General features: G+C 55.5%; 10 protein-coding genes. 2 read left to right on the top strand and 8 right to left on the bottom strand.

Annotated features, from left to right (window positions below; all coding sequences use genetic code 11):
- Window positions 1–5: 5 nt before the first annotated feature.
- Both NLY37_RS02015 and NLY37_RS02010 read right to left on the bottom strand, forming a co-directional pair.
- Window positions 6–938, bottom strand: a complete 933-nt coding sequence (locus NLY37_RS02015) for a glycosyltransferase family 2 protein (protein WP_023742694.1) — start codon at window positions 936–938, stop codon at window positions 6–8.
- Window positions 939–1098: 160 nt separating this feature from the next.
- Entirely contained in the window at window positions 1099–3087 is a 1989-nt protein-coding gene (locus tag NLY37_RS02010; RefSeq protein WP_031246420.1) for a nucleoside-diphosphate sugar epimerase/dehydratase, read from the bottom strand.
- Window positions 3088–3546: 459 nt separating this feature from the next.
- Here NLY37_RS02010 and NLY37_RS02005 point away from each other — a divergent pair, with 459 nt between their 5' ends.
- Window positions 3547–4401 (top strand): ABC transporter permease, encoded by an 855-nt coding sequence (locus NLY37_RS02005; protein WP_245259960.1) that lies wholly within the window; start codon window positions 3547–3549, stop codon window positions 4399–4401.
- A 37-nt stretch (window positions 4402–4438) separates the two neighbouring features.
- Window positions 4439–5164, top strand: a complete 726-nt coding sequence (locus NLY37_RS02000; protein ID WP_245270990.1) for an ABC transporter ATP-binding protein — start codon at window positions 4439–4441, stop codon at window positions 5162–5164.
- 85 nt (window positions 5165–5249) lie between these two features.
- Here NLY37_RS02000 and NLY37_RS01995 read toward each other — a convergent pair whose 3' ends face one another.
- From NLY37_RS01995 to NLY37_RS01970, 6 genes are all read right to left on the bottom strand, one after another.
- Window positions 5250–6164, bottom strand: coding sequence for a lysylphosphatidylglycerol synthase transmembrane domain-containing protein (locus NLY37_RS01995; RefSeq protein ID WP_023742698.1), 915 nt, complete (start codon window positions 6162–6164; stop codon window positions 5250–5252).
- Window positions 6151–7140, bottom strand: a complete 990-nt coding sequence (locus NLY37_RS01990; RefSeq protein ID WP_031246422.1) for a glycosyltransferase family 2 protein — start codon at window positions 7138–7140, stop codon at window positions 6151–6153. Before NLY37_RS01990 ends, NLY37_RS01995 begins: the two co-directional genes overlap by 14 nt.
- Window position 7141: 1 nt before the next feature.
- Window positions 7142–7840, bottom strand: coding sequence for an O-methyltransferase (locus NLY37_RS01985; protein WP_023742700.1), 699 nt, complete (start codon window positions 7838–7840; stop codon window positions 7142–7144).
- Window positions 7837–9576, bottom strand: coding sequence for a hypothetical protein (locus NLY37_RS01980; protein ID WP_023742701.1), 1740 nt, complete (start codon window positions 9574–9576; stop codon window positions 7837–7839). The genes NLY37_RS01985 and NLY37_RS01980 overlap by 4 nt, the downstream gene beginning before the upstream one ends.
- Before the next feature lie 168 nt (window positions 9577–9744).
- Window positions 9745–10737: a class I SAM-dependent methyltransferase gene (locus NLY37_RS01975; protein ID WP_023742702.1), complete on the bottom strand. Its 993-nt coding sequence runs from the start codon at window positions 10735–10737 to the stop codon at window positions 9745–9747.
- Between the two features lie 214 nt (window positions 10738–10951).
- Window positions 10952–12049 (bottom strand): rhamnan synthesis F family protein, encoded by a 1098-nt coding sequence (locus tag NLY37_RS01970; protein ID WP_031246426.1) that lies wholly within the window; start codon window positions 12047–12049, stop codon window positions 10952–10954.
- Between the last annotated feature and the right edge of the window lie 22 nt (window positions 12050–12071).

Below are 12071 nucleotides of genomic sequence, written 5' to 3'. Positions count from 1 at the left end.
ATGCTCTAGATCCGCCGCCAGATGAAGGCCAGATAGAGCCCAAGCGTCCCAGCCAGCGTCTGCCGGTAGACGCCGCTTTTTCTGAGAAGGCGCAGGCGTCGCAAGATACCGCCCTTTCGCGCCCTGATGAACAGGCCGAGACAGGCGGCGGCATCCCTCGTGAGGATGTCACGATTGACCGCCAGGCCGCTCAGATTGTGATCGGTCCAGACGGCGAACTCGCCCCTGAAGAGGCGCCCCAGCCGCGACAGCCTCGCCTTCCACGACACGTTGGCGCCGACCAGATTTGCCTCATGCTGGCGGTAGCGCACCAGCGGCCGCGGGTCATAACGGACAATGCCGCCGGCAGCCGTGACGATCAGGTAGGTCCACCAGTCATGGCTGACGAACTCGGTCCTTGCTGATGCCTTTGCCAGCAACTTTCGCGCGGCGCGGTTGATCATCATCGTGTTGCCGCCGGCAATGCTTTGCACCAGCGCATTGCGAAATGCGGGTGGATGCTGGAACAGCGGCGAATACCCTTGCGCCGCTCCGGTTTCGGACATGGTCGCGGTCCTGGAGCAAAACAGCAGCGGCGTTGCGGCATCGTGCCCTTGCATCCAGGCAATAGCGCTCTCCAACCTATCCGGCTCCCAGATGTCATCCTGGTCGCAGAAGGCGTAGTAGTCGGCCTCGATGCGCTGATCGATGATCATCGCGCGGAAATTGGCGGCAAAGCCCTGGCGAGGACCATTCGACAGGGTCAACCGGCCCTTGGGCCAGCGGCTCTGCCAGGCGCCGATAATGGCCGAAGTGCCGTCTGTCGAACCGTCGTCGGAAACCCAGAGGTCGACAACAGGATGCGATTGCGCAGCCAGCGACGCGAGCTGCTCGTCAAGGAAAGCCGCGCCATCTTTCGTGCCCAGCAGCACGGCCACGCGCTGATCTTGTCTGCTCACTGGTTCAGAATCATCTGCAAGCGCCTGGGAACGGCCATCGGATTGGTTTCAATAGCCAATCCCGGTCGATCAGGACAGCATGTTTGTTTTTACGCAATTCCTCAGGGAAAGCGCTACGCGATTTCCCGGGAAACCGCTTCACACTTTTCCGGGAATTGCTCTAACCCGCTTGCCCGACTGTTTTCGCAATGGTTTCGCGGCGCGCGTCGGCTTGAGGCTCTTCCGCCTGATGAAGCCCGGCCATGACGGCGAGCGCGGCGGCCTTGTCCTGGTCGCGCATGGCCGCCTGCAGCGACGTCAGCGCCGCCTGGACCTTGGGCCATCCCACGACATCGGTTCTGAGGCCGAAGATCTTGGGGATATCGAGCGCGACAATCTCCTCATTGCCGCCATGCAGCACCTCGTGAAGCTTCTCGCCCGGCCTGATCCCGGTGAAACGGATCGGAATGTCGGTGTAGGGGCTTTTGCCGGCCATGCGGATCATGGTTTCGGCGACTTCGAGGATCGGCACCGGCTTGCCCATGTCGAGCATATAGATGGCGTAATCGTCCTTGCCCTGGCGCCGCTCGGCATCGGCTGCCGACATGATGACGAGGTCGACGGCTTCGGCCACCGTCATGAAGTAGCGGGTCATGCGGCGATCGGTGATGGTGACCGGACCGCCGGCCTCGATCTGCGCCTGGAAGATGGTGGCGACCGAACCGTTGGAGCCGAAGACATTGCCGAACCGCACGGCGATGAACTTGGTGCCGGAGCGACGGCCATTGGGTTCGGTGGCGTGCGTTTCGTGCAGCGAAGAGACGATCTGCTCGGCGGCGCGTTTCGTCATGCCGAGCACCGAGGTCGGATCGACCGCCTTATCGCTGGAAATCAGCAGGAACTGCGGCACCCCGCATTTGGCGGCAACCTCGGCGCAGACGAGGGTCCCCAAAATATTGGTCTGGATCGCCGATTCCCAGTTTTCCTCGAGCAGCGGCACATGTTTGAGCGCGGCGGCGTGGAAGATGATGTCGGGCTTGAAATCGCTGACGACGCGGGTGATCTGGCGCCGGTCGGTGACATCGACGATGCGGCTCTTGAGCCGGGCATGATCCTTTTCGTCGACCTGCTGGTCGAGCTGGAAAATCCCGAACTCGGAGATATCGGCGACCAGAACCGCCTCGGCGCCGAGTTCCAGCGATCGCTTGACCAGGATGCGGCCGATGGAGCCGGCGCCGCCGGTCACCAGGACGCGCTTGCCGCCGACAAAGCCGCCGATCCGCTCAATATCGGAAGGAACCGTGGAACGGCGCAGGATGGTTTCCATTTCGACAGCGTCGAGAACCAGCTTTCCGCCCTGCCCGAGCTCGGAGACGCCGGAGAACTGGACGACGGCGATGCCGCTGTGACGGGCGACGCGGACCAGCTCCGAATATTCCTCGATCTCGCGTTCGGTGCCATTGCCGAAAATCAGCATGTCGAGGCTTTTGGTGCCCCTTGTATATTCTTCCAGGACCTCGACCAGGCGGGGCCGCACGGCCACCACCGGAACACCGTGAATCTGCGTGCCCAGCGGGGCGCCGTTCTCGATGGCCATGATGCCGGCGATGGAATATTCAGCCGGCTCGGCCGTGCGCGTGAAGCGGATGATGACGTCGGCCTCGCCCAGCCTGCCGACGAACAGTGCCTGCTTGATCGACACATTGTTTGCGTTGCGGCTCAGGATTCGCCAGCTCGCACCGTCGCGCAGGAACCGGTAGTAGAGCCGGGGCGCCGATATGATGGTGAAGGAGACGAGGAAAAAGACGATGAACTGGCGCTCGTTGAGGCCGGTCACCGGCTGAAACGATCGAACCGCCAGCGAGACGACATAGAGCGTGACGGTCAGGATGGCGCAGCTCTTCAGGATGTTGAAGAAGTCCGGCGTGGAGGCGAAACGCCACACGGTGTTGTAGAGGCCGCAATAGCGAAACAGCATATGGCTGAGAAGAACAATACTTGCCCAGCACGCCAGGCCGGCCGTGGAGAGCGCGTCGAATGAAAGTCTCGACTGCGAAAGCCCCAGACTCAGCGCCACCGCGACCAGGACCATGACCAGATCCTGGATCATTATAATGGCGCGCCGCATCTTCGGCCGAAGTCCGGACACGACCTCTACATAGGATGTCATTGGGTAGTACTGAACTCCAGGCGCAAGGACATGGACACTAACGTGGTGCAAGAGCGACGGAAACCCGTCACCGATCACCTGTTTAGAGTGCCAATCCCCAGCCCCGCCGCTTTGTATCGCATAGCGTGGAGTTGTAGTGATCGCCACTAATTTTTTTGGCGGACCCTTTGGTTAAGGGATTGAAAATAATTGAACGAACGAGGTTTTCGCCAAGTATGGCAAAATATCGAGCCGCTGGGGTAAACGGCGCGCCTTGAGCCTCTGCCGGGATTGTAGCCAAGTGCCAGGATGCGCCTCTGCTCATAATCAGAGGCATGAACTTACGATTCGCGCAGTGCGCCGATTGCGATATCGAGGTAAGGGGCGTCGACCTGTCGCAAGCGATTCGTGGTCCATCGCGACTTCATTGCGACGCAATGCGTTGCCAAATGCGTGCCGCAGTGGCTATGAAGGGCGCCTTTGGCCGGTCCAACGGCCATGGGACGTGAATCACAACAACAAAAGACTGCGACACTAGGAACGATGATTGCGGCACTAAACGGCGCTGTCGACGATATCAGCAAGGCCATGAAGCTGCACCGGGTCTGGATTGCGCTTGCTCACGAAGACATCGGCGATCAGCATAGGCGCACGACGCTCGGCCCGCTTTGGCTGCTGGTCAACTACGTAGCGTTCGTCGGCACGTTCGTATTCGTGTTCCAGCCCGCCGGCAACGATGCTGCGGGCTATGCTGCCTATGTCGCCATCGGCCTTCTGGTGTGGTTCTACCTGATGGAGGTCATCAGCTTGAGCGTATCGCTCTTCAAACGCGAAGAGAGCTTCATAGAAGGTACCACGCTGCCGTTGTTTGTGTATGTGATGCGATTGGCGCTGCAATCAATTATCCGCGCGGGCTATGCGATCGTGGGTTGCGTTGTCATTCTGTTCCTGAGCGGGTCCGGGCTCAATGCTGGTTGGCTGTGGTCGCTCGCGGGACTGCTCATGATCCTGATTGCCACCCCAGCCGTTATCACGGTCTTCGCTTTTCTTGGCGCTTTCTTCCCGGACAGTGAGTTCATCGTCGGCAACATGATGCGGGTTGGCATGTTTTTTACGCCCGTTTTCTGGGTGTATGATGGGCAAGACGGCATTCAAAAATATGCCTATCACTGGAACCCGTTCACCTATTTTCTAGAGATCGTTCGAGTTCCGATCATCAGTGACGAATTGCCAATGCACGCTTTCGCTGTAACCGGCACCATCTCTCTGACTGTATGGGCGATTGCATTGCTGCTGCTTGGCCGGTATCGCAAGCAAGTCGTCTTCATCATCTGAGTTTTCGATGGTTTCCATAAAGTTGCACAATATTAGCTTGGTCTACAAACTGCATGAGAGGCTGACGCTTTCCGCGCCCGATCGGCGTGTGAGCGGGCCAGGCGGCAAAATTGAAGGCTCAGGCAGAAAGCAGTATGTGCAAGCTCTCGACGGCGTCAGTTTCGAGCTCAAGGCGGGCGACCGATTGGGCCTAGTTGGCCCAAACGGTGCCGGCAAGACAACACTTCTCAAGGTGCTTTACGGTATCTACGAGCCGTCGGCAGGAAGCATAGAGATTGAAGGCAAGGTCGACGCCTTGTTCAACATCAACATAGGCTTTCGCCGCGAGGCCACTGGGCGCCGGAACATCGTCTTGCGCGGATTGATCAACGGCTGGACGGAAGCCGAGATCGAAGAAAAAATGGAGGGCATCATTGCCTTCAGCGAACTCGGCGACTTCATTGACCTGCCGTTCAAGGCATACAGCCAGGGCATGGCCGCGCGGCTTGCGTTTTCAATGGCAACGTCGCTAGACCCGGAAATCCTTCTGATGGATGAATGGATCGGAGCGGGCGACGCCTCTTTTCAGGACAAGGCCAAAAGGCGTATGGACGAACTCGCGGAAAAGGCAGGCATCATCGTTCTGGCAAGCCATAATGAGAGCCTGATCGAAAGCGTGTGCACAAAAAAACTGACGCTCAAAAGTGGCCGGGTGGAATCGCTTACGACGAAGTCGGTCAAAACCTCACAAGTTGGAAAAACTGCTTTGTCGCGACCAAGATAAATTCTTGACGACAGGCTTCATCGCATCAAAAATCGCTGCCCCGCTAGCGCACCATGCCATGAAATTCGGTTAGCCACGTGTGAAGCTACTCTGGTTCTGCCATCCATTTTCGATACCCAAGCTCAAGACCTGACAGAAGAACATCGCCCAAAAGAGTGACAACCCGATGTGCAATTGCAACGGCAGTGGAGGTGGCCGCTGGTATGCCGATCGTCGTAAGGCCTGCGATGAAGACCGCCTCTCTAACACCCAATCCACCTGGCGCCCCTGGCACAACAAAACCAAGCAGCCAGCCAGCGGCTGACACGCCGATCACCATCTTCCACTCCATCGTGGGTCCGTACAGTACATGGACAAGGACGATGACGATTAAACCATTAGCAAGAAAAAAAAGAACATAAGAAGCGATACTTAGCGCCGCCATCGAAAAGGTGACGTGTCTGCGGCTCTGCTTGAAATATCGACCAGCAACAATAGGGGCCAGCACAAAAGCTGCTAGTCCACCTACAAGATAGGCTGCGGAGGCTAGATAACGATTTATTCCGTAATCCTCACCTGCCTGAAGCACAAAAGAGAATGAGAAAAGGAGTGCCACGCTTCCGGCAGCCAAGACCATCAAAACAATCTCCATCATCTGTGCGTAAGACAACGCTTCCTTTGAAGCACCCAATCGAGACGCCACGACAAAGCGGCCAACAAGGTGAACCACATTGGTTGGCAGATACTTATAGACTTGGGTACGCGCGAAAATACGCAGGGCAAGAAATGGAGCGATTGCCTTCTCTCCGACTGAGGCCAAGAGGGTGAACCAGGCCAGTCCAACAAGCTGTAGAACGAGCGCATAAAAAATCGCACCGGCCAAAACAACGGGGATGAACTGGGGTATCTGCAACATTTCGTAGAGCTGATCAGCGTACCCGTAGACGGAGCGCACAACAAAGAACATTGCGGCCACAGCAATGACAACACCGCCAGTACGAAGGATCTTAGCGCTTTGCATGAGCGTCGAACGGCTTCACAACCGATCTGCCGTCCGAATTCGTGACCTCAGCGATAATGTTCGGGTTGCGATCGTCGCCGCGAGTCGCAACGATCAACTCAGCCACCATGCCGAACAGAGTGAATTGCACTCCCACGATCATCAGGAGCGTCGAAACAAGCAGCAACGGGCGGCCGCCGATTGCTTCGCCGCCAAACCACCGTGCGCAGAGAAACAAGAAAATCATAAACCCGATCGCGAAGACGGCCATGCCGAGACCACCAAAAAGATGGCCGGGACGTGAATTGAACTTAGTGATGGTCACAACCGTCAGCAGATCCAAGAAGCCCTTCAGAAGGCGACCAATTCCGTATTTGGATTTTCCGAAGCGGCGAGGATGATGCTGGACGACGATCTCACTGACCTGGAAACCGGTCGCATGAGCTAGGGCTGGGATGAAGCGATGCAGCTCACCGTAGAGGCGAATGTTATTGAAAACCTCTCGGCGGTACGCTTTGAAACCGCAATTGAAATCGTGCAAGTCGACGCCGGAGACTTTCGCTGTCGCTCGATTGAAAAGCTTTGACGGCAGCGTCTTGCCGAGCGGATCATGGCGCACCTGCTTCCACCCCGAAACGACATCGGAACCAGCGCGGATTTCGTCCAGAAAACGTGAAATTTCCTTCGGGTCGTCTTGAAGGTCTCCGTCCATCGTGACGATGACGTTACCCAGGGCACTTGAAATGCCGGCCTGGAGCGCCGCTGCTTTGCCAAAGTTCCGCCGAAGGCGGATACCCTTTGCATGAGGATGGGCCTCAGTGGCGCTCAGAATCTCCTTCCAGGTATTGTCCCGACTCCCATCGTCTACAAAGATGATCTCTTTGAGCGAGGCTTCCGCCGCATCGATCTGCTCAAAGGCCGCCTCGATCTGGATAATGAGCTCCCGAACAGTGTCTTGCTCGTCCTTTACGGGCACCACTATCGATACAGTCTGCACGTCAGGCCCTCAATGTCAGAAGGGAGGTCTGGCTGGGGAATGGCAATGCCGGCGCCAATCCGCGCATCACCCGTTCCTGCAGGCCGCAGGAGTTGATGGCCTCGCGATATTCGAGCCTGTTGCTATTGTCGAACAGAATCATGCCACGAGGTGATAGGCGGCCGACCGACTTCGCCAGACATGAGACCCTAGCTCGACCGTCGATCACGATAAGATCGAATGTGCCTTCGACTTGATCAATCGATGATACATAGTGATCGAACGAGCTTTCCGTATAACCCTTTCGATTGGACCGGGCCTTAGTCGAATTGGCAGCAGCTGTTGGCTCCACAACCCGCACGGTGATGTTCGGATAGACACCAAACATGCTGCCCATGGATTGTGCGAACGTGGCGTCATGCTCGACAGAAACGACTGAGCCGCTTCGTTTCGCCAACCAAATGGTACTAGCGCCGGCACCAAACTCATAAACCCGGGCTCTGCGGTTACGCGAAGCCAGGAAAATTTCCACGGCATCAATCGCCGAGAACGTCCACCATGGCACATCAAGTCGAACCAGGTCGGTGCTGTCGTAGATACCAAATAGACTTCTAATCCAGAGGGCCGAGCGGTTGTTCGATCGTTCCAGGCTTGCAAGTAACCCACAGCGGTCAGCAATCTTCCTCGCGAATCTTACAGCGCTTACGTAGGCGTTTTTCAAAACTGAATTCCGACTTCAATTGGTGTTTGCAATTTTGCCCATCCAGACGGCGTGACTAAACCTGCATATATCGATCGAAGGGCGGGCGGGCCAGAGAGAAGTTGGAGATCGATGTATCCGCTCCAGCCGTAGTCGTCACGTGGCCGTCCACCAAGGGCCTTTGCCACGTCCGGCCGGTGCAATCCTCCCAATCCCAACCCTACAACCGTTCCCTTGCCATCAAGGAAAGCAATACAGCGGTAGGTGGAAAGGAGATCGCTACCCAGTAGTGGAGGCCGTTTGTCCGACTTGTCTGCGACCCAACCTGAGACGCGTGCCCACTGCGGATCTTGTGTTTTGGACACGGCATCTACAAAGCCCGTTATATTGCCCGGCTGGCTGGAGATAGTCATCTGCGTTCCCAGCGAGGGACAGCCAAAATCTCTTCCGTCGAATGGGACATGATTGAACTTCTTCAGATAGTCCTCAAGCGCATAGTACTGATCCGGCACTGGTGTAACGTACTGCATGAGGTCAGGGTCTCTGACACCGAGAGACAACGCCAACGTTGCGATATCTTTTCCTTCAGCCCTTGCAAGAGCCTCCGCCACCCGCGGCGTGCCATTCACCAGAACTATTGCGGCTGCGGTAGCAAATATCGCGATCGAGAAACGACGACCAAAAGCAGTATGCCGAAAGAGGCAAAAGCCTGCTCCAAACAATCCTACCCAGAAAAGTTCTGGAATGGTCGCATATCTGCTCGCCAGGGCTGCCGCGTCTCCCCACAAATTTGATCTACCAATTGCCGCCAGCCCACTCGTCATGGCCGCATATGCCATAATCGCAACCCAAAAGGCTGATCGAATGCTGCTCTCGTCAGGCCGCAGAATGCGAAATCCCGCAATCAGGAAGGCTGCCAAAATTGCGATTGCGCCAAGCGGAATTGCCGCGGATTCGGAAGTTACGATGCCACCACCGATGAACGTAAGGCAGAACAGGACGATCTGTACTGGATTGAAATTGCGTGAACCGTGTTGCGCGGGGACGTGCTGAAGCAGCGCGATCATAATCACGTAGGCTACGCCTATCACGAAAATCGCAATACCAAGCCGCCTCGTTTTGTCTGAGCAGAATCCTTGGATGCCGATCGCGCACAATGCAGTGAGGCCCGTGCTGTAGAATTGGGCAGCAATGGCTGCCAATGCTATCGCAACGACATAGCCATATGGATTATCGTGCTCGGCTGATTGCCAAAAAGTCAATGCAGCCAGGACCGTGAAGAGATTCGCGCCAATCCAGGCTACTCCGCTCATACCAAGAAAGAAGTTGTGTGCAGCGAGTGGACTGAAGACGAAAAGCGATACGGCTATCCCGATGACAAATGTTTCACACTTGGATTTCGTAGAGAGTGAGAGTGCATACGAAAGAGCGACAGCGATGAGAAGCGAGAAGACGGCGGTAATGGCTGAGAGGCCGAAATTGTCCCCGCTGGAGAGATGGAAATTCAGGAGATAGAAGAGCTTTGCGCCAGCAACGATATGCTCGTTCGATTTTGCATAGAGGTCCGATGCCGCTGGGAGCCCGTCCAGCGATCTGATCATCGGGGAGAAAATGTCCCAATAGTCATTGTCAGGAACCCCTCTCGCCTGCACTGTCAGGATGAGCGCAACCAGGAAGAGCGCGATCGGCCCAAAGGAAGCAACCAGGAAAACGGGAACTGAGCGGCTGATAGAACCTGTACGAACGTCGGTCGACATCAATTCAATACCGTTGATCCTGAGATTACTGCATCTTGCCTTGTGGTAGTTGGCACCTCGCACAACACGCTGAGTTGCGCAACCACGAAGTCGACGCCTGGCCGGCGGAGCAACAGATAGGCCCGATGCGAAGCCCTACAAGCCGGCGCGGCCGAAACGCATCGATATTCACCCCATGCTGAGGTGCAGGAACGCCGATCGAATATATCGTAGCGGGGCAGTTACTTTCCACGATGTCGACTGCAGCAGGGCATCGTTCCTTGCTGTGAGGTACTGAATCTGCTGCTTGGCAGCATCGAGTTGTTTTGCGGCGTCGAAGTCGTACTTATCGTCTCGGCTTATGCGCATTTCACGCAATTCGCGCTCTGTCTCCTTGAGCAGATCGATGTCGGGTTTCTGCAGCGCTGGAGCGGCCTTCGAGAGGCTTATGTAGAATTCGTGCATACTTGGGCGGGGGGATTCATGCTTGTGAAAGGCCAGTTCGCCCGATTTGATGTATCCGAGTGAGCGAAGTTTCTTGATCAGATACCGGAACGACGTCGGCGTGAACTGCCATCCGTGCGCGTCGAGATAGTCGTCGCTGGCCTGTGCGCTTTCGAACAGTGTCCTGGCTTCTTCGCCGCCTCGCACCAAATCGACGTCATCAAAGGTCGGCTCGATCCAGACGATCTGTTTCGCCTTGGTGCAAGTGTACGAGGCTTGGTCGAATATGATTCCGGGCGCGTGCCGTTTGCGTTGCTCTGTGTACGCCTGCAGCGCCTGTCCAACAGTGGACAGAGGGCGCAATGCATCAAAGCAATAGCGTTTGTCCGGCACGGCCAGAACCAGCCGGCCATCGGGTTTCAGAAGGGTTTCACAGTCCTGGATAAACCGAACGATATCGGTCACGTGCTCGATGACATGCGAAGCGAAAATGAAATCGTACCGTTCCTTTTTGCCAATGACCTCAAGCAAGCTGCGTCCGTCCGAAACGTAGTCGACCTCTTCGATCTTTGATGCATTGTTGCTATATTTCTCACGCAAGGTCGCAGCATCTGCATGGTCGATCGTTTCGACGTTGAAGCCACCGGTTTTTGGTAAAAGCGGGTTGTAGCTTGGACCGACCTCAAGGCCAAAGCCGCTCGAATCGAATAGTGAAAGTAGCAATTCTGTCCTGTCCATGTATCCTCCCGGTGCCAGGAATGGCCGATGCTAGCCAAATGTGTTGACCAACCAAAGCCAGCATTTCTCTGCCTCCGATCGATATGCAGCACGCACATCCTCTGAAACAGGCGAGTGTACCGCCTCTACCCTTGAAAGGAGCTACCAACTTCGCGGGGGTTGCGAAGCGTGGCCGTCGACGGCAGCCGCGCCAGTCTTCGAAATGCCCGATTCGTCATATGATTCCATCGCTGAACTGGATCCTCTTCAAGAACCCCATTTGAGTTCCAATGCCCTTCCGCCTCATATCCGACAGAATTTCATCAATGTGGCCTTCATGACCGAGCTCTTGGAGACAGGCCTCAACATCATAGATTGAATACTGCAAGCGATACACGAGATCTCGCTTGAGAATCGGGCATCTCAGAAACTTCCGATATAGAAACCCGCCCGTGTGAATTTGGGAGCGTCCCGATATTCGATTCAGTATCTCACCTTGTATCTCAATTCGCCGAGAGCCTTTGACTTCCTTCTTCTTGAAGCGAAGCGCGACCGGAATACTGGTGTTCATCGCAACCAATTCGCTTGACGTAAGATCCTTTAGGTGCGGTTTGATATCATTTGGTGAATAAATCAAATCTATTTCATTTGAACCCGGTATAATTGCTCTTGACAACCCAATTTCACCTGCATCTATAGCCCATTTTCTCGAATTAACAGGCAGGTAATTTTTCCAGAACTTTATTGTTGCGGAGGAGTCCAGCACGCGGCGCGACATCGAGAAGCAGAACGATTGGATATGGTAGAAAATCTCCCAATTCTCGAATGCGGCGCATATGTCAGCTTTCGAGGTTGAGAGCCGCTGCATCATCTCCGTCAGACCTTCCCTGAAAAGATAGATGCTGTCGTTGAGATAGATCAGACGATCAATCTCAAAGTTCTCGCGCACGAAATGTGTTGCGTCCTGGAAACCGCCAATGTCGAATCCCGTATTATCTCGCGAGAGTATCCAACGACTTTGCGAAGAAAGCGCTGCCTTCATCGATTCGTTGAGGGCATGATTTGCAACCACGATGACATTTATTTCTGCTTCCGCAAACGCATCGAGAGCATTCTGGACGTACCATGGAAGACTATGTGGCTGCCATATCAGAAAGATAGCAAATCTCCCATTCTCGAATATACGACTGCCTTCAATGCTCTCCGTAATAAAGCTATTCTTCCCCGAAAAGCGGCGCAGTAACGCGGAAACCACCTTTGGGTAGTGAAAGACAGCACGAGCACAATACTTGAGCGGAGTTGCGATCAACTTACCAATAAACTTTTTCGCCACGTTTCTACTTCCCATTCACAAT

It is taken from the genome of Mesorhizobium sp. C395A (genome assembly GCF_030323205.1).
Lineage (GTDB): Bacteria > Pseudomonadota > Alphaproteobacteria > Rhizobiales > Rhizobiaceae > Mesorhizobium.
The sequence above is the reverse complement of the archived record's forward strand: the minus strand, read 5'-3'. Positions and strand labels throughout refer to the sequence as shown.